At 43.7% G+C, this 18,603-nt stretch carries 13 protein-coding genes and 3 tRNA genes; all 16 read right to left on the reverse strand.

What is annotated here, in order from left to right; genetic code table 11:
• Nucleotides 1-17: 17 nt before the first annotated feature.
• The 16 genes from T515_RS07715 to T515_RS07790 all read right to left on the reverse strand — a co-directional run bounded on the left by T515_RS07715 (nucleotide 18) and on the right by T515_RS07790 (nucleotide 18,339).
• A complete protein-coding gene (locus T515_RS07715) occupies nucleotides 18-341 on the reverse strand; it encodes a hypothetical protein (protein WP_036609493.1) in 324 nt (107 codons plus the stop codon).
• 337 nt (nucleotides 342-678) lie between these two features.
• The gene (locus T515_RS07720) at nucleotides 679-876 is read right to left on the reverse strand and encodes a hypothetical protein (protein WP_036609495.1); all 198 of its coding nucleotides are present in this window, start codon (nucleotides 874-876) and stop codon (nucleotides 679-681) included.
• Between the two features lie 471 nt (nucleotides 877-1,347).
• Entirely contained in the window at nucleotides 1,348-4,638 is a 3,291-nt protein-coding gene (locus T515_RS16565; protein ID WP_081832724.1) for an EAL domain-containing protein, read from the reverse strand.
• 207 nt (nucleotides 4,639-4,845) lie between these two features.
• Nucleotides 4,846-4,931 (reverse strand) — tRNA-Ser (locus T515_RS07730).
• A 247-nt stretch (nucleotides 4,932-5,178) separates the two neighbouring features.
• Nucleotides 5,179-5,252 (reverse strand) — tRNA-Met (locus tag T515_RS07735).
• A gap of 55 nt (nucleotides 5,253-5,307) precedes the next feature.
• Nucleotides 5,308-5,380 (reverse strand) — tRNA-Val (locus T515_RS07740).
• Nucleotides 5,381-5,667: 287 nt separating this feature from the next.
• Entirely contained in the window at nucleotides 5,668-6,687 is a 1,020-nt protein-coding gene (locus T515_RS07745; protein ID WP_036609497.1) for a glycosyltransferase family 2 protein, read from the reverse strand.
• Nucleotides 6,688-6,920: 233 nt separating this feature from the next.
• A complete protein-coding gene (arcC, locus tag T515_RS07750) occupies nucleotides 6,921-7,856 on the reverse strand; it encodes a carbamate kinase (RefSeq protein ID WP_036609499.1) in 936 nt (311 codons plus the stop codon).
• Between the two features lie 13 nt (nucleotides 7,857-7,869).
• Nucleotides 7,870-11,076 carry a carbamoyl-phosphate synthase large subunit gene (gene carB, locus T515_RS07755; RefSeq protein WP_036609501.1) on the reverse strand — a complete coding sequence of 1,069 codons (3,207 nt, stop codon included), beginning with the start codon at nucleotides 11,074-11,076 and terminating at the stop codon, nucleotides 7,870-7,872.
• Nucleotides 11,077-11,080: 4 nt separating this feature from the next.
• Nucleotides 11,081-12,190 carry a carbamoyl phosphate synthase small subunit gene (locus tag T515_RS07760; protein ID WP_036609503.1) on the reverse strand — a complete coding sequence of 370 codons (1,110 nt, stop codon included), beginning with the start codon at nucleotides 12,188-12,190 and terminating at the stop codon, nucleotides 11,081-11,083.
• A 356-nt stretch (nucleotides 12,191-12,546) separates the two neighbouring features.
• Entirely contained in the window at nucleotides 12,547-13,383 is an 837-nt protein-coding gene (dapF, locus tag T515_RS07765) for a diaminopimelate epimerase (protein WP_036609505.1), read from the reverse strand.
• A 195-nt stretch (nucleotides 13,384-13,578) separates the two neighbouring features.
• Entirely contained in the window at nucleotides 13,579-14,286 is a 708-nt protein-coding gene (locus T515_RS07770) for an ABC transporter ATP-binding protein (protein WP_036609507.1), read from the reverse strand.
• Entirely contained in the window at nucleotides 14,279-15,058 is a 780-nt protein-coding gene (locus T515_RS07775) for an ABC transporter ATP-binding protein (protein ID WP_036609509.1), read from the reverse strand. Before T515_RS07775 ends, T515_RS07770 begins: the two co-directional genes overlap by 8 nt.
• On the reverse strand, nucleotides 15,058-16,164 hold the full coding sequence (locus T515_RS07780) for a branched-chain amino acid ABC transporter permease (protein ID WP_330372647.1): 1,107 nt from the start codon (nucleotides 16,162-16,164) through the stop codon (nucleotides 15,058-15,060). The genes T515_RS07775 and T515_RS07780 overlap by 1 nt, the downstream gene beginning before the upstream one ends.
• An 11-nt stretch (nucleotides 16,165-16,175) precedes the next feature.
• Nucleotides 16,176-17,057, reverse strand: coding sequence for a branched-chain amino acid ABC transporter permease (locus T515_RS07785; RefSeq protein ID WP_036609511.1), 882 nt, complete (start codon nucleotides 17,055-17,057; stop codon nucleotides 16,176-16,178).
• Between the two features lie 88 nt (nucleotides 17,058-17,145).
• Entirely contained in the window at nucleotides 17,146-18,339 is a 1,194-nt protein-coding gene (locus tag T515_RS07790) for an ABC transporter substrate-binding protein (protein ID WP_036609513.1), read from the reverse strand.
• Nucleotides 18,340-18,603: the final 264 nt, after the last annotated feature.

Consider the following 18,603-nt stretch of genomic DNA (forward strand, 5'->3'; position numbering starts at 1 on the left):
CTTCCTTATTTCTACAATCAGAATTCGCTCAGCAGCATCTGATTTGCTTTTTTGTGATCTCCCAGGTCTATAAAATAACCGTAAAGAAAATCTCTCTGCCTGGATGTCAATGGGCGGATATGCGTAGCAGATATATTATTCTTCCCGGGATTATGCAATAAACAATACCCCTTATCGCACAAAAAGTCACGCTCATTTGCGCAGTACCTCTCGCAGAACTCATGGTACCATCCGTTTTTGCTGATTATCTCAACGGCTCCTTCTGTGTGTTCACCCCACTCATAAGGAGTAAAAGTACCATCCGGTGAAATCCATCCAAGAACAGCTCTCGCATCGTCCATAACACGCCCTCCTTTTTAGGTAATCCGGGAAATATTTATCATTTTCATCATAACAAAAACATAAGTTGTACTTTATTAATTTTCACTTAAATCTGCCGGCCCCGTATGTAAAATTATATCCCTTTAAAAACAGCTTATATGACGCAAGTGTCTAAACCCGACATCGGAACCCTTCCGGCATTCGGCTCCTGTATATTTGAAGACATCTAAAATACAGTGCTGCGTCAGGCTGAATATCAAATTAATGTTCTTTTCTGTATAGCGAAAAAGAAGCTTTTCATCGACTTCAATTAATTGAAACCAATGAAAAGCTTCTTTTATTACTTTACATTTCGATTTATTTAGAAACCTCGGACCAGGCCCCCTTCATACCTACGCTTCCAAACTGACAAGGATTAACCTTTGAATAAAAGTGCTGCATTCCGCTGTCATCGATAACAGATACGCAGAACTGGTTTACATCCTCTACCTCATACATCTTTCCGTTTGTGAGTCCGTTTGCAAAGCTTGACCCTTTGTACACTAATCTTGTCATTATTCTCTACTCTCCTTAAAGCATTATATTGTTTTTCCCCAAAAACATCGTAGATTATAGCATTTATATTTGTTAATGCAACTATAAAATTAATTAAATGCCTTTTTGATATACCATACATTCACAGCCTTTACATTTTCAATCCTTCCAATACCTTATTCCGGCCATAACTCTTCTTCGAAATTCCACATTGCAAAAATATTTTCCACCTTTAAATATCAATATCGTTCATAATCGGGCACTAATATTCAATGTAAAGCGCTTTCTCAATGATATTTTCGGTTTACATATTGACCGATATTGAATAGTTAAATTTTATTAAATATCATCGAAGCTTTGATCACTCATCATTGTCCTTAATCTGTATACAAAAATGATAAACCGGTTTGATAACTATTTGTCATAACACAGCCTCCTCTTTCCGTTTATTTTCCCTTTTTTAATAGTTTTTTACGGATAATTATCATCTTACTATTCCTTTTGTCCCCGCATCTCTTCGTCTACCACATCACAGATAACAAAGCATGCATTCGGTTCCTCTGTCGGTGAAGCGGTAAATTTGAGCCAGTGGTGTGTGGCGCCGTCATAAAGAGTCGCCTTTACATATTCACCCTTACAAGCCTTATATGTCATGTCTATCCAGCTCTTATCAGTCTGGGGGAACGTCTCAAGGTAACCATGTCCCAAAAGCTCATTACGGGACTTTCCGGTCATCTCACAGTAAGCATTGTTGACGAAAATAAATACCATATCCATAGGTTTATTATCAGTCTTATCCAGGCGCGGTCTCACCATGACTCCCGGAAGCGGTATGTCGGTGTATGGGTCAGGAATAGTCTCATCCATTAGAACAACTCCGGTTCCAACGAAACGACGGGCCTTTCGTATACGATTATTTGCAAGTTCTATAATACTCTGAAAATTTGTTGCCTCCGAACCGCTTGCTGCGCCAAATCTTGCCACCAGGCGGCATTCTCTTCCGTCCGCCTCATTTATATCATTAACCTCCGCCATGCACTCACTTATACAGCCGAATACCACATCTATGGGACGTCCTCTTTCACATATTCCGAAATGAGCTCCCTCATTTCTTGAAATAACGGCCGTGCTGCTGAAACTGTTCTTTATTACGTCAGCCATCTTCTTCAGCAGTTTCATGGCTACTTCTCCGCCATAATCCACCAGCACATCACTGTAGCCTTCGATATTCAGAGCTATATAGATATAGTTCTCACCATTTGTTCTGTAATTGTTATCAAGCTCAGACAACGCAGTCATCAGTCCCTGTACATTCATAAGACCGGTAACCGGGTCAAGATACCGATTGTCTCTGTTAGGGCCGTCGGCTATTACGTCATAATCAGCGTCAACCATATAACCCACAAGTCCTATGATTTGATTATCCTTATATACGGGGATCTTAGAAGCAATAATATGATGTGTCACTCCATCCACCACATTTATTGTGGTGGCATTTAGAATTGATTCTCCCTTTGTAAGAATCCGGATCTCATCTGATTCAAAAGGAGCATCATTCAGATGCCATCCGATTTCCTCATCAGTCTTTCCCAGAATCTCTTCTCCGCTCTTGTAACCATAATAATTGTAGAATGCTCTTGTAGCACCCAGAAATCTCCTGTTGGTATCCTTCCAGAACATCTTCAGATTACTTTCATCCAAAATGGATTTCCAGATGAATGATTCCATAGTTTCTATTTCATCAAGTTCAAGATACCCGTACTCAAGAACCCGTTTCACAAAAGTCTTCTTACCTTCGGAATCCAGATTTTCAATAGCCGCAGGCTTTATGCAGAAAACAAGCTTATCCTCGTCGGTCTTATTGTCAAACAGAAACATAAGCTCCATCCATAAATAGTTTCCGTTATTCCGCTTCATAAGGAAATAATCAGAAAAGAATCCTCGTCCGGATTTTTTTATCCTGTCAATGATGTAATCCTTATTCGCAAATTCATTCCATTTTTCTTCCTCTTTATCATACAGTCTGCTCTGAATGGGCACATTACAGAAAATATCATCTCCGCTTATTACATCACCTTCCGACTCACATTCCACATTACTTACCACAACCAATCTCAGTTTGTTTTTCAGGTCAAGCACATAAATGCATTCGTATACGGAACTAAGATTCCGGATGATATTATCAGTTGCTTCAGTGGCTCTTATCCTGTTATATATCTTTCCATCCAGCACCGCTGAAAGTACAACTCCGTTTCTGGACTTGGCCACCAGCTTGAACGAAAAATGCAGATATCTTCCGCGAAACAGAAAAGTCATAAACTCTCCTTTTTCGCTAAGTACAGCCTTATCTGCCAGACTTCTGAATCTGGGGCTGTAGGTACTCTGCTCAGAATTCATGATGTCATCTATATATTTATCCAGATACTCATCGTCGCCCTCTTTCGGAAGTTCATCAAGGTAACTTACGTTCCTGAATATCATGTCAAATCTGTTTCCATCATAAAAGAACAGAGCAAGGGGATTATCCGTAACCACATCAATAAGCCCTATCTTCTGATACAGTGTATACTCTTCTCTTGATTCGCCAATAATTCCATTGGCACTGAGATGTTCTATGGAATCCGCAAGAGAAAGCGGCTTTCCGTAGAAGTAACCCTGAATTCGTTCACAGCCTATCTCCTTAAGAAACTCCACGTGCTCCCTGGTCTCAACACCTTCTGCCAATGTATGAATCCCCAGGCTTTTAGCCATCCTTACCGCCATAGTAACGATAGTCTTAGATTTTTCATCAAAGTTTCTGAGGAATCCCATGTCGATCTTTATTTCATCAAAATCAAAATCCTTCAGAATGTTCAGAGAAGAATATCCGCTTCCGAAATCATCCATCAGAACTTCAAAGCCGGCCTTATGAAAACGGTTTATGGCATCCTTCATCACCTGACTGTCGGAAATAACCGCTGTTTCAGTTATCTCAATAGCTATGAGACTTCGTCTCACGCCATGAGCATCACAGGCCGCGGCTATGAACCCTACGGGATCGCAATATTCAAAATCAGAACGGGATATATTTATAGATACCTGAACCGAAGTTAAATTCTGTCTTGTTCGCTGCTGAAGCATGGAGATAACTCTTTGGGCAATATACATATCCAGCTTGTAGGAAAGTCCATTCTCTTCCAGTACAGGGATAAACTTTCCCGGAGATATCATTCCAAGCTCAGGATCATCCCACCTGGCCAAAGCTTCAACGCTGCAGAGTTTTCCCGAAAATGTTCTGATTATCGGCTGATAGTAAGGCTCGATCCACCCTTCGGATATAGCCCTGTCTATATTCGATAAAATGTAGCTTTGTTCTGATTCCGGTTTTTCTGTTATGGGCACAGGAAAAGAAAGGAACACATTGAAAAGAGGTCCTTCAGCCGGACTAAGATAATATCGTCCGAAAGCCTCAACCTGCTTTGTAGTTCCTTTTTTTGTTATGATTCTAAATTCTATCTGGGAATACTCGTCTCCGGTATTGGAAATATGTTTACGTATACTCTTTTTTACCGATTCATAGTCTTCAGGATGTATCACACCCTTAAAAGTGCCTCCGGTATATTCCAGAAACTCTTCCTTACTTTCACAATCAAATTCATCTATCAGGATATCATTGGCAAAGAGTATCTCTTCTTTACTCCAATCCGCCTTATGGATAAGGAGACCGCCCGGAATTGCCTTGATAGCATCAAACATATACGATTTTGAGTATTCTCTTTGTGATACTATATTTTCAGCCCGCATACCGATAACAACTCCATAGTAGATTTTTTATGCACATAAAATCTTCGCATCTCATGCTGCATCGTAAAGGAATTCCATTCCCTATCTCTAAAGCCCACTGATAAAGTCTGAACTCTTTACCTAATCATAGTTTCTAATGTTCTATCGGCAGTATTTTCATAATAAATAACAAAAAAAGCTTGTGTTTAAAACACAAGCCCTTACTCGCGCAGAGGGTGGGGTTCGAACCCACGTGCCCTTGCGGACAAACGGTTTTCAAGACCGCCTCGTTATGACCACTTCGATACCTCTGCATATTCAGTTCATTCGCTCTCAGCGACCTGTATAATATACTCATTTTGTCGCACTTAGTCAATAGCTTTTTGATTTTTATTTTTTCGGTCCTCGCTCACCTTCCTCTCTCAGGATTCTTATCTCCCTCCCGGATCCGTATATGCTTTTTCTCAGCCGAACCGTTAAAGATCATCCTTTTGTGCCGCCCGGGTTATGTTTTCAAAAAAAGAGAACGTTGAATATTCAACGTTCTCAAGAGCCCTTTAATAGCGAGAGGGGGACTTGAACCCTCGACACCGCGGGTATGAACCGCGTGCTCTAGCCAACTGAGCTATCTCGCCATATTTGATTTTCTCGACCCAGGCCGCGCATAAAGCGCAGTCCAGACCGAAGACGTGGGGCCTACAGGGCTCGAACCTGTGACCCCCTGCTTGTAAGGCAGATGCTCTCCCAGCTGAGCTAAGACCCCGTCTATCGCTTTCGTTTCAGTGCTTTTTGTTTTTTAGCTCTGTCTCTTGGCGACTCGTATATATTACTAAATGGATTCATCTTTGTCAATAAACATTTTAAACTTTTTTGATTATTTTGATTCAGACGCCAAAAACCGCGATATTACGTGGGTTTTAAGCCATCGAACAGGCCAGAAACCCCTATTCGATGAACCGGGCTGTCAAATATATATTCTTGCGAAAAGATACTTGCATTTCACAGCCATATAGCAAAAGTAATCCCCCGCCGTAAAGCGGGGAATATAAATCAGTTGAATCCGTAGAACTTCTGGGCAAGCTTATAGCACATGATAGTGAGCTTGTTTCCGGCCTTTGTATTGAAGTTCATGCCCTGTCCAAGGAAAGATGCTCTCATACGAAGCCATACAGAGAAATTTGTCTCTCTTATATGATTCCAAAGTTCCTTTTTCTTTTCCATGTTTTCAGGAAGACCTGACTTTATGGCAAGAACAGAAGAAATGGTCGTAATGATCTGAAGATAGCTGAACATGTACTTACGAAGCTTTCTTGAGCTCAGCTTGTTGATATCACAGCATTCAAGCATGATGCGGTTGACCTTAAGCTGCTGGTCTATACGCCCTATCATGACCGTCTCATTGACAGACTGGTCATCGCGTCCGATAAAGTAATGATAAAGGTTGATGTTCATGTAGTACATGGACTTAACGGATGGCAGAGGCTGATATACGAAGATATTGTCCACATAAAATGTATGCTTGGGAAGCTCCAGCTTACAGTCTCTGAGCATCTGTGTACGATAGATGACAGAATGCATCAGTATGTACTGTCCGATATGGAAATGCTTAACATCCTTCCATGAAAATACCTTATCCTGAGGAAGGGCTGTGGTATATTTCATCACCTTCTTATGTGCCTGTCCCACCTTATCATAGATGAAGTTGCAGACGAACATATCAACCGAATTTCCCTCCATGACCAGAGAACGCAGCTGTGAAAGGACTTTAGGAAGCGCCTCCTCATCAAGCCAGTCATCAGAGTCTACAACTTTGAAATAAAGCCCTGTGGCATTTTTAAGGCCCGTATTTACGGCCTCTCCATGTCCGCCATTCTCCTGATGAACAGCCTTCACGATTCCAGGATACTTAGCTTCATATTCCCTGGCTATTTCAAAGGTGTTGTCCTTCTGAGAACCATCGTCCACAACTATGATCTCAACTTCATCTCCTCCCACAAGTATGGACTCAATACACTTCCCCATATATGCCGCAGAATTGTAGCATGGGATTGCAAAACTAACTAATTTCATGATATTTCCTCAAAATAAAAGCAGTTCATCTCATTCTCATGGATATTCGGGAAGGGAAAACTGCTTTCTCATATACATATTTTTGTGATGAAGTCTTAATTTTCCAACAATCACAAACCATAAAAAATAAAAAGCTACGTGGAAATTTTAACCCCACATAGCTTTTTATTCAAGTAGATATATAGTTTGAAGAACTCCTCTTACGATAATCCGGAAAGAGTCTGCATAGACTGTCAGGCGATGGTGGTACCTGCAAGTCCGGCTACCGCCTTCTCTGCAAGCTCCATTGAAGTAATGATGGCGCGTCTTCCGTTTCCTGCCTCTACGAATTCGATTCCTGCCTCTACCTTTGGCTGCATGGACTTGAACTCAAAATGACCGTCCTTTATATACTGCTTTGCCTCTTCTATGGACATCTTGCCGAGAGGCTTCTCATCAGGCTGTCCGAAATTAAGAGAAACCTGATCCACTGCCGTTGTGATAAGAAGAACATCCGCATCTATCTCCTTTGCAAGAAGAGCTGCCGTTCTGTCCTTCTCAATAACTGCTGCAGCACCTTTAAGATTGTTGCCCTGTCTAAGCACGGGAATTCCACCGCCTCCGCAGGCTATGACAACCTGATCCGCATCAAGCAGAGCCTTTATGGCGTCTATCTCAACTATGGACTTAGGTACAGGAGCCGGAACAATACGCTGGAACTTTCCATCGGAGATCATAACAACATGATTTCCATTGTCCTCTTCTCTCTTTGCCTCCTCAGCAGTCATGATCTTTCCGACTTTTTTGATAGGATTGTAGAAGCTCTCATCATAAGGATCAACAAGCACCTGTGTAAGCACTGTAGAAGCAGACTTGTATATTCCTCTCTTAACGAGCTCGGCTCTTACCGAATTCTGAAGATCATATCCTATCATACCCTGGCTCATGGCAGAGCAGACACTAAGAGGTGTAGTCACGTACTGCTCAGGAAACTCATCAGAGAGATTCTTCATTGCGGTATGTATCATACCTACCTGAGGTGCATTTGAGAAAACCAATGCCACCTGATATCCGTTTTCAACAAAGTCGGCGATCATAACCGCTGTTTTCTCTGTTGCAGCCTTTAACTCAGGAAGTGTAAAGCCCAGATCCTTGTGACCCAGGGCGATAACCATACGCTTCTTACTCATGTTTGTCCTCCTTTTAATCCAACTGAGCGATATCGATAAGATGAAGCTCTGATGATTTATTTTCAAGTGAAGTAGCAAGAGCCTTTGCAGTATCAATGGCGGTAAGAACATTGACACCTGTCTCTACCGCATTTCTTCTGATAACGAAGCCATCCTTGCCTGCCTCTGCACCTTCCTTAGGAATATCTATAACTATGTCAAGCTCGTGTCCGAGAACAAGATCCAGAATGTTAGGAGACTCCTGCTCTACCTTGCGAACCTGATAGCACTTTACACCGCCATCGGAAAGAGCCTTGAAGGTACCATGAGTTGCAAAGATACGATATCCAAGATCCTCAAAACGCTTTGCAATCGGAACTATCTCAGCCTTGTCCTCATCCTTAACTGTGATTACCATATTCTTGTACTTGGGAAGCTGTATTCCGGCTCCCTGGAATGCCTTGTAAAGAGCCTCATTAAAGGACTTGGCGATACCGAGACACTCACCTGTGGACTTCATCTCAGGTCCCAGGCTGATGTCTGCTCCCTTGATCTTTTCAAAGGAGAATACAGGCATCTTGATGGCATAGTAATCAGCTTCCTTCTGAAGCCCCGGCTCATAACCAAGCTCTCTTATGGTATGTCCGCAGATTATCTGTGTTGCAAGAGGCACGATAGGTATACCTGTCACCTTGCTGATATATGGCACTGTTCTTGAAGAACGGGGGTTTACCTCGATGATATACACATCATCTCCGTCAGCTATGAACTGAACATTTACCATACCTATTACATGAAGTGCCTTTGCAAGACGCTCTGTATAATCGATGACTCTCTGCTTTGCAGCGGCACTCAACGAACGCTGCGGATAGATAGATATGGAGTCTCCGGAGTGGATACCTGTACGCTCAATATGCTCCATGATTCCCGGAATGAGAATGTCATGTCCGTCACAGATCGCATCTACCTCCAGCTCTGTTCCCCTGATGTACTTATCAACAAGTATAGGATGCTCCTGGGCGATCTGGTTGATCTCTCCGATGTACTCGTCTATATCCTCGTCGCTGATAGCGATACGCATGCCGGCTCCGCCAAGTACGTATGACGGACGTACAAGCACCGGATAACCAAGCTCTGCTGCAGCCTTCTTTGCTTCCTCTTCGGTAAATACTGTCTGACCTGCGGCACGCTGGCAGCCTGTTTCCTGAAGAATGGCATCAAATCTCTCACGGTCTTCTGCAGCATCCACGTCATCCTGCTGTGTTCCGAGGATAGGAACTCCCATCTTCTCAAGTGCATCCGCAAGCTTGATGGCTGTCTGTCCTCCGAACTGAACCACCGCTCCGTCCGGCTTCTCCACATCAACAACATTCTTTACATCCTCCGGTGTAAGAGGCTCGAAATAAAGCTTGTCTGCGATATCGAAGTCTGTGGAAACAGTCTCCGGGTTGTTATTAATAATTATAGTCTCATAACCTTCTTTTTTGAACTGCCATGTACAGTGTACGGAACAGAAGTCGAACTCGATACCCTGACCGATACGGATAGGTCCGGAACCAAGTACCAGCACCTTTTTCTTCTTTTCCGGATCACGGAAAGCTCCTGTAGATTCATTCTCAGAGCCGAATACACTGTAGTAATAAGGTGTCTCCGCCTCAAACTCAGCCGCGCAGGTATCAACCATCTTGAAAGCAGCCTTGATATCCCACTTATCACGCATTTCTGCAATCTCTGACTCCTCATAGCCTGTGAGACGGGCGATGACATTGTCAGGGAACTCTATTCTCTTTGCCTCACGAAGCAGAGTCTCGTTCATGGACTCACCCTTTAAACGGTTCTCCATGTCTACAAGAATCTTTATCTTATCTATGAACCACTCATCGATCTTTGTGATGTTGTGGATCTCCTCATAGCTGTAGCCTCTTCTTAATGCCTCAGCGATTACCCAGATACGGCGGTCATCCACTCTGTGAAGAAGCTTGTGAAGATCATGATCGTCAAGGTCTGAGAAGTCATAGGACATGAGCGAGTCCACATGCTGCTCAAGGGAACGGATGGCCTTCATGAGACCTCCCTCGAAGTTGTTGGCTATGGCCATAACCTCTCCGGTAGCCTTCATCTGTGTTCCCAGAGTGTGCTCTGCGGTTATGAACTTATCAAACGGAAGGCGTGGCATCTTTACTACCACATAGTCAAGCATAGGCTCGAAGGATGCATAGGTCTTTCCTGTTACCGCATTCTTGATCTCATCAAGTGTGTATCCGAGAGCGATCTTAGCTGCCACCTTTGCGATAGGGTATCCTGTTGCCTTTGAAGCCAGGGCCGAAGAACGGGACACACGTGGATTTACCTCGATTACACAGTACTCCATGCTTTCAGGATGAAGTGCGTACTGTACGTTACATCCTCCGGTGATACCGAGCTCTGTTATGATATTGAGAGCCGAGGTACGGAGCATCTGATATTCCTTGTCTCCGAGAGTCTGGGAAGGTGCAACTACGATTGAGTCACCTGTATGGACACCTACAGGATCGATGTTTTCCATATTACATACGGTGATAACATTACCCGCTGAATCTCGGATTACCTCATACTCGACTTCCTTCCAACCGGCGATACACTTCTCTACCAGAACCTCATGAACTCGTGAAAGTCTGAGACCGTTCTCAAGGATCTCTGTACACTGCTCACGGTTTTCTGCGATTCCGCCGCCTGAACCTCCGAGGGTGTAGGCAGGACGCAGTACTACAGGATAACCGATCTCCTCTGCCACTCTTAAACCGTCTTCAACAGAATTTACCACCTCTGAAGGAGCCACAGGCTCATGGATCTTTTCCATGGTCTCCTTAAACATGAGACGGTCCTCTGCCTTCTTGATGGTGAGGGCTGTGGTTCCGATGAGTCTTACATTGTGCGACTTGAGGAATCCTGACTCGTCAAGGGCCATGGCAAGGTTAAGTCCCGCCTGACCTCCGAGAGTAGGAAGGATGGAATCCGGCTTTTCCTTCTCTATAAGTCTTTCCAGAACATCTATGGTAAGGGGCTCGATATAAACGTGATCCGCGATGTCCTTATCTGTCATGATTGTGGCCGGGTTTGAGTTGAGGAGAACTACCTCAACTCCCTCTTCCTTAAGTGAACGGCAGGCCTGGGTTCCCGCATAGTCGAACTCTGCAGCCTGACCGATAACTATAGGTCCGGAACCGATCATCAATACTTTTTTAATGCTTGTGTCTCTCATCTTTTCAGCCCTCCATCATCTTCATAAAACGCTCAAACAGGTATGCACTGTCTCTCGGACCGGGGCAGGCCTCCGGATGATACTGTACAGTTACGATATTCTTTCCTATATATTTAAGACCTTCATTTGTTCCGTCATTTACATTGACAAAGGCCTCCTCACATACCTTGGGATCCAGTGACTTCGGATCAACCGCATAACCGTGGTTCTGGGATGTGATGTAAACTCTTCCGTTCCCGAGATCCTTTACAGGATGGTTGCCTCCGCGGTGGCCGTACTTAAGCTTGAAAGTATCGGCGCCTGTTGCAAGAGCCATGAGCTGGTGTCCGAGACAGATCGCAAAAATAGGGACCTCTGAATCATAGAGTTTCTTAATCTCCCTGATGATGGAAACGTTCTCCTTTGGATCTCCGGGACCGTTTGAGATCATGATTCCGTCGGGATTCTGACTGAGGATAGTCGAGGCTTCCGTATCCGCAGGGTAAACGGTCACATCACAGCCCTGTCTCTGAAGAGATCTGATAATGTTTCTCTTTGCACCAACATCCAGGAATGCAACTCTCTTAGGATCCTTATTTCCGGTGTAACGTGTTCCGTCAGGATTCTGAGCCTTTGCAACAAAAACTCCCTTTGTGGTTGTCTTTGCCACAACGCCTGTGACAGAGTATTCCTTTATCTTTGAAAGGACATCCTTAAGAGCTTCACCGTTATAACGTCTGGTAGTAACCATACCGTTCATGGTTCCCTTGTCACGAAGGATCTTTGTAAGGGCTCTTGTATCGATTCCGGCGATACCCGGTATATCATTTTTCTTTAAAAAATTCTGGATTGTGTTCTCAGATCTGAAATTGGACGGCATACGTGAAAGCTCACGAACTATAAATGCGTCCAGCCATGGGCGTTCCGACTCCATATCGTCGTAACATATACCATAATTACCGATTAACGGGTAAGTCATGACAGTTGCCTGTCCGGCATAAGAAGGGTCGGTCAAGACCTCAAGATAACCGGTCATGGAAGTATTGAATACTACTTCGGAAATGACCTCTTTCTCAGCGCCGATTGATGTTCCTTTGAAAACAGTTCCATCTTCCAGAATCAGAAATGCGTCCATTGTTTCTCCTTCATTTTGTAAAAACTTATTGCCATGCCGGATTGATACGTACTGTACGTGAAACGAAATGTTCCGGTACTCTCAAAAAAATAGAGATGTATAAATGCATCTCCATTTTTTGTCTTTTATCAAAGCCCCATAAGCTACTACCGTAAGGTCACTCGCGATAATAGCAGAAGCAGCATGACGTATATCTTAATATCACAGAAAAAAATGATATTAAAAGCTGCAACTATGACATCCACGCCATTCCTTCCGGTACGAATGCTGCCGGTGATTTAAAAACCTCTTTTAGGAAATCTTATAAATCACCTTGATTAGTACCAGGCACCTGAATATCGCTTTTGTCACTCAAACTATACCGGGAAATCTCCGCTGAAGACCTCCACCGCAGGTCCTGTCATGAAGCAGCGGCCTGTGGCAGATTCATATTTAATTTTCAAATCTCCACCGATAAGGTGAACCGTTACTTCTGTGTCAGCTTTAAGCTTTCCTGCCATGCATCCCGCCGCAACAGATGCTGTTGCTCCGGTTCCGCAGGCAAGGGTTTCTCCAGAGCCTCTCTCCCACACCCTGAAGTCAATCTCAGTAGGAGAAATGATCCTGATAAACTCTGAATTTACCTTCTCGGGAAAACGTTCATGAGTCTCAAAATCATGTCCATATAAAAGAAAATCCAAATCAGAGACTAAAGAAACATTAAGCTCAGGATTATCAGACAGGAAATAAACTGCATGAGGATTACCGACATCAATGCCGATGAAATGTAAATGCATCCCATGAACAGTGATATCTTCGGGAAGCTCTGAAGTTAATTTCGCAATTCCCATATCAACCGTTGCGTGGGTCATTTTTCCATTGTCTGTATAAAGCTTAATTTTCTTAAGTCCCGATTTGGTATCGATGACTGCTTCATCACGGTCACTTCCGATAATGCCGTGATCATATATGTATTTAGCTACACAACGTATGCCGTTTCCGCACATATTGCCTTCGGATCCGTCCAGATTGAACATATGCATGTATGCATCTGCCTTATCGGATGGCTCGATGAGGATAAGTCCGTCGCCGCCGACACCGAAGTGCCTGTCAGCAATCTTCACCGCAAGGGATGAGGGATCCCCGACCTTCTCCGAAAAGCAATTTACATATACATAGTCGTTTCCGCAACCCTGCATCTTAGTAAATTTCATAGGCTTTCCTTTTTATTTCAAATTTTCAATATAATATCAAAATTAGCTTTCCAGCACAATATAAATAATTTACATAATATGATTTTTTGTTCAAACAAGATTTATCCATATTTTAGCAAAGCAAAGCGCTGAAGTAAAAGCATGGCAGGGGTACTGGTCATCTACCCCTGCCGTATTCATGTCATTTTATATTTTTCACTTTTTCTTGCCAAGATATGCAGACTTGATATCATCATTTGCAAGAAGCTCTGCACCGGTGCCGGAAAGAGTTATACGTCCTGTTTCCATGACGTAAGCCTTGTCCGCAACCTTCAGTGCCATATTCGCATTCTGTTCAATAAGAAGGATGGTTGTTCCTCTCTCCTTGTTGATCTTCTTTATGATGGAGAAAATCTCCTGCACAACGATAGGAGCAAGACCGAGGGATGGCTCATCCAGCATCATGATCTCAGGATTGGACATAAGGGATCTTGCCACAGCCAGCATCTGCTGCTCTCCGCCGGAAAGTGTACCGGCAAGCTGCCAGTTGCGCTCTTTAAGTCTCGGGAACAGATTGTAAACATTTTCTATATCTTCAGTGAGATCGTCGTTTCTGAGATATGCACCGATCTTGATGTTCTCAAGAACAGTCATATCGGGGAAAACTCTTCTTCCCTCAGGACAGAGAACGATGCCCTTTCCCACTCTCTTTGCAGACGGCATATTGGTAATGTCTTCGCCGTCAAGACTTATAGTTCCGTCACTTGCCTTTACAAGTCCGGCTATGGTACGAAGTGTCGAAGACTTTCCGGCACCGTTTGCACCTATAAGTGTAACTATGGAGTGATCCGGAACCTCAAAGCTGATTCCCTTAACAGCTTCGATTCCGCCATAGTGGATTTTAAGATTGTCAACTTTAAGCATCTTCAGAACCTCCCAGATATGCTTCTATAACTTCAGGATTGCTTTGTATCTCCAGAGGTGTACCCTGTGCTATCAGCTTACCAAAGTTAAGAACGTAGATACGCTCTGAAATCTGCATTACCAGATCCATATGATGCTCTATCATGAAGATACTGAGCTTGTACTGATCACGGATCTTTACGATAAAATCTGTAAGTTCCTGCGTTTCCTGTGGGTTCATGCCCGCTGCAGGCTCATCAAGAAGAAGGAGCTCCGGCTGTGTTGCAAGGGCTCTCGCTATCTCAAGATGTCTCTGAAGACCATAGGGAAGTGATGAGGCAATCTCGTCCTTAAGCTCATATAATCCCTGTTCCTTGAGAAGCTGTGCTGTTTCCTCTCTCATACGCTTTTCTTCTGCACGGTTAAGTCTCAGTGTTGCGGTGAAGATATTATCCTTTGCCCTAAGATGCTTTGCTATCAAAACATTATCAAAAACAGTAAGATTCGAAAAAAGTCTGATGTTCTGGAAAGTTCTGGCGATACCAAGTTTTGTTATCTCATCCGGCGAATTGCCCTTTAAGTTCTTTCCGTTGAAAGAAACCTCACCGGAGGTCGGAGTATAAATACCTGTGATACAGTTAAATGCTGTTGTCTTTCCTGCACCGTTAGGACCGATAAGTGCTACGATCTCTCCCTTGTTTACATCAAGTGAAAGCTCATCTATGGCTCTTACTCCGCCAAACTGCATAACAACATTCTGCATGCTGAGGACATTCTGTCTGTTTTCACTCATTATGCCTTGCCCTCCATCTTTTTACTTTTCTTTTTGCCCGGATTTTTGAAAAATGCAAATATTCCGTTCCAGCTGAATTCATTTGTACCCATAAGTCCCTTTCTGTAGAAAAGAACCACGATCATGAGAAGTATGGAGAAAATAACCATACGGAATCCCGGTCTGAACAGAGGTACTTCAAAGCTTCCGATAAAAAGCGGCTCATCAAAGAATCTGAGTATCTCTCTTCCTGCTGTAACGATAAATGCTCCGATAACGGAACCCGTCACTGAACCTATACCTCCGATAACAACGATAAGTAGGATGTCATAGGTAAGAGCAACCTGGAAGGTTTTACTGTCAATTGATCTCATGAACATTGCCAGCATTCCGCCGCTGACTCCTGCAAAGAATGAAGAGATCACAAAGGAAAGCTCCTTGGTCTTGAACAGGTTGATTCCCATGGCCTCTGCAGCAATTTCATCCTCACGTACCGCCTTGAACATACGGCCGTATGATGAATTGATAATAAGCACCATAAGTCCGATACAGACTGCCGACAGTGCCAACGGCTGGAAAATATTGGTAAATCCCGGAATTGACTTAAGACCATAGGATCCGTTTGTAATGGTATCAAACTGAGGCGCAGCGATACACGCACGGATGATCTCCGCAAATCCAAGTGTGGCGATGGCAAGATAGTCCGACTTGAGTCTGAGAACCGGGAATCCGATGAGCGCAGCAACTCCTGCGGCCACAAGGCCTCCGAGTATCAGCGCCAGTATGATAGGGAGCTGAACATTGGCAATAACAGGATTAATTCCCGAAATATAATATACGGAAGCTCTCTGATTTACCGGAATGGTAAATATAGCCGTAACATAAGCCCCCAATGCCATAAAGCCCGCCTGTCCCAGCGAGAACAGTCCCGTGAAACCATTTACCAGGTTCATGGAAACCGCAACCACCGCATAAACCATGGATCTTTCAATAATGGATATCGCATAGCTGTAACTGTATTTATTTGCCTCAAGATAACCGCATACACCAAGCACCAGCGCTATCAGTATAAGGGTACATATGCAGTTCCTTCTTTTTTCTGTATTAATCATTCTATTCGCACTCATCCCTTTCCTCCTTAGACCTTGTTTGTGGTCTTCTCACCAAAAAGTCCGGTAGGACGAACGAGAAGAATTACAATCAGGATTACAAAGGTAAAAGCATCAGAAAAAGTAGAGTGACCCGCTGCAACAAGTGCTGTTTCACCTATTCCGATGAGGAAACCTCCTACTACTGCACCCGGAATGGATCCGATTCCTCCGAAAACCGCCGCAACGAAGCACTTCATTCCCGGAAGTGAACCTGAAAACGGGAAAACCGTCATACGGTCTGTAAAGTAAAGGATGGAACCTACTGCAGCAAGTATGGAACCTATGGCAAATGTTATGGAAATGGTACGGTTAATGTCTATACCCATAAGAGAAGCCGTCTCATAGTCCTTGGATACCGCTCTCATGGCCATACCCATCTTGGTGTGCTGTATCAGTGTAATAAGAAGATACACAAGAATCAGTGTAAGGACAGGTGTAAGGAATGTAACAAAAGATGCAGAAAGACCGCCCAACTGATATACCTTCTTAAGGCCGGGTATCTCAGGATAGCCCATAGGAAGTGCTGTAAAAAGATATGTGGCAAGATTCTGAAGCAGGTATGAAACACCGATTGCAGAAATCATGACAGACATCCTTGGTGCGGATCTTAAGGGCTTGTAGGCAACTCGCTCAATACCCACACCGAGAGCAGTAGTAACGATCAGCACTACAGGTAATGCAATGAACCATGGAAGTGATGCCATAGCAAAGATCATGAAGTATCCTGCCATCATGAAGATATCACCATGTGCGAAATTGATCAGTCGGAGAATACCATACACCATGGTGTATCCGATGGCGATAAGTGCGTAAGCACCACCGAGTGAAATACCTGTCAGACACTGCTGCAGGAACGTTGTAAGAGACATAAGACTTTTCCCCTTAAAAATAGAATATCCTAAACATGGAATCGAGTAGAGGAGATTCCCTCTACTCGATTTCATAATTTTTTAAAAATCAGCCGCTGATAGTTGTTGTTGTAAGGAACTGGAATGCACCATCCTTAACTGTCTTGATGAATGCCATATCCTTATTGGCATCACCTTCACCGTTAAATGAAACTGCTCCTGTTACACCGTCATAGGAAACTCCCTTAAGTGCTTCCTTGATAGCCTCACCGTCTGTTGACTGTGCCTTCTCGATAGCATTGTAAGCTGCGAGGTATGCATCATAGCCAAGAGCGGAAACTGCAGGAATGATATCTGACTGGTCGTTCTTCTTTAAATACTCCTTGAAGCCCTTGATAAATGACTCTGCTTCAGCATTGGCAGGCTCAGCCTCATCAAAGAAGGTTGAAAGAACGATACCCTCTGCATCGTTACCTGCATTTTCAATGATGGTTGAGTTCTCCCAGGTATCACCTGCAGAAATAAGAGCCTCGATTCCGAGCTCTCTGGCCTGCTTGATGATAAGAGGAGCAGTTGTGATAGATGAAGGAGCAAAGATCACATCAGGATTTGCAGCCTTGATATTTGTAAGAACAGCCTTGAAATCTGTCTGATTTGTCTGGAACTGCTCTTCGTCAACTACTGTGCCCCCAAGCTCCTCAAAAGCTGTCTTGAAGTATGAACCAAGGCCTGATGAATAGTCATCACCGAGCTGTGTAAGAATGGCAGCACTCTTGTAACCGTTCTGCATAGCGTAGTTTGCCATAACCGTACCCTGGAACGGATCAAGGAAACATACTCTGAAGTAGTACTCATTTCCCTGTGTTACCTGAGGGTTTGTGCAGGAACATCCTATAGCAGGTACCTTTGCATCTGCAAAGATCTGTCCGGCTGCTATGGAAACACCTGAACCATAGGAACCGAGAACCACTGAAACCTTTTCTCCCATGAGCTTATTGGCAGCATTTACAGCCTCTGTCTTATCGGACTTGTTATCTACCTCAACCAGCTCGATAGTGTACTCTGTATCTCCGATCTTCACTGTCTTGTGAGTTTCATTTGCATAACGGATACCGAGAACCTCCTGATATCCGCCGCCGCCGTTCTCTCCGGTAGTCGGCTCGAAAACACCGATCTTGATCACGTTTCCACCGGAACTGGATGATCCGCCGCCGGCAGCTGCTCCGGAAGAGCTTCCGCAAGCCGCAAGTGAAGCTGCACATGTTACTGCAAGACCAAAAGATAAGATTTTCTTCAGTTTCATATTCCCTCCTATAGAATGTAATCCTATCGTACATTCTCATTTAAAATGTCCGTCTGCGTAATACAATTGTATTTGTATCGCAAACACTTTTGCTTTATTCTATCACTTTTAGCAATAATTTCAATATATTTAAGGCCCAATTATTACCTAAAGTTTGATAGAAAAAAAATACAAGAACAACGGGTTATATCATATATAACAATCGAGCAGGAAAAAATCCTACTCGATTTCGCGTTGGGTTTCAAATGTCCTCTCGTGCAGGCA

Source organism: Oribacterium sp. P6A1, from assembly GCF_000702885.1.
Taxonomy (GTDB): domain Bacteria; phylum Bacillota; class Clostridia; order Lachnospirales; family Lachnospiraceae; genus Oribacterium.

What these genes read in the sequence shown, in the direction of transcription:
- T515_RS07785 (WP_036609511.1), bottom strand. Translation starts at nt 17,057, where the DNA reads ATGTCTCTTACAACGTTCCTGCAGCAGTGTCTGACAGGTATTTCACTC.
- T515_RS07780 (WP_330372647.1), bottom strand. Translation starts at nt 16,164, where the DNA reads ATGAGTGCGAATAGAATGATTAATACAGAAAAAAGAAGGAACTGCATA.
- T515_RS07715 (WP_036609493.1), bottom strand. Translation starts at nt 341, where the DNA reads ATGGACGATGCGAGAGCTGTTCTTGGATGGATTTCACCGGATGGTACT.
- T515_RS07790 (WP_036609513.1), bottom strand. Translation starts at nt 18,339, where the DNA reads ATGAAACTGAAGAAAATCTTATCTTTTGGTCTTGCAGTAACATGTGCA.
- T515_RS07775 (WP_036609509.1), bottom strand. Translation starts at nt 15,058, where the DNA reads ATGAGTGAAAACAGACAGAATGTCCTCAGCATGCAGAATGTTGTTATG.
- T515_RS07760 (WP_036609503.1), bottom strand. Translation starts at nt 12,190, where the DNA reads ATGGACGCATTTCTGATTCTGGAAGATGGAACTGTTTTCAAAGGAACA.
- T515_RS07770 (WP_036609507.1), bottom strand. Translation starts at nt 14,286, where the DNA reads ATGCTTAAAGTTGACAATCTTAAAATCCACTATGGCGGAATCGAAGCT.
- arcC (WP_036609499.1), bottom strand. Translation starts at nt 7,856, where the DNA reads ATGAGTAAGAAGCGTATGGTTATCGCCCTGGGTCACAAGGATCTGGGC.
- dapF (WP_036609505.1), bottom strand. Translation starts at nt 13,383, where the DNA reads ATGAAATTTACTAAGATGCAGGGTTGCGGAAACGACTATGTATATGTA.
- T515_RS07720 (WP_036609495.1), bottom strand. Translation starts at nt 876, where the DNA reads ATGACAAGATTAGTGTACAAAGGGTCAAGCTTTGCAAACGGACTCACA.
- T515_RS16565 (WP_081832724.1), bottom strand. Translation starts at nt 4,638, where the DNA reads ATGCGGGCTGAAAATATAGTATCACAAAGAGAATACTCAAAATCGTAT.
- T515_RS07745 (WP_036609497.1), bottom strand. Translation starts at nt 6,687, where the DNA reads ATGAAATTAGTTAGTTTTGCAATCCCATGCTACAATTCTGCGGCATAT.
- carB (WP_036609501.1), bottom strand. Translation starts at nt 11,076, where the DNA reads ATGAGAGACACAAGCATTAAAAAAGTATTGATGATCGGTTCCGGACCT.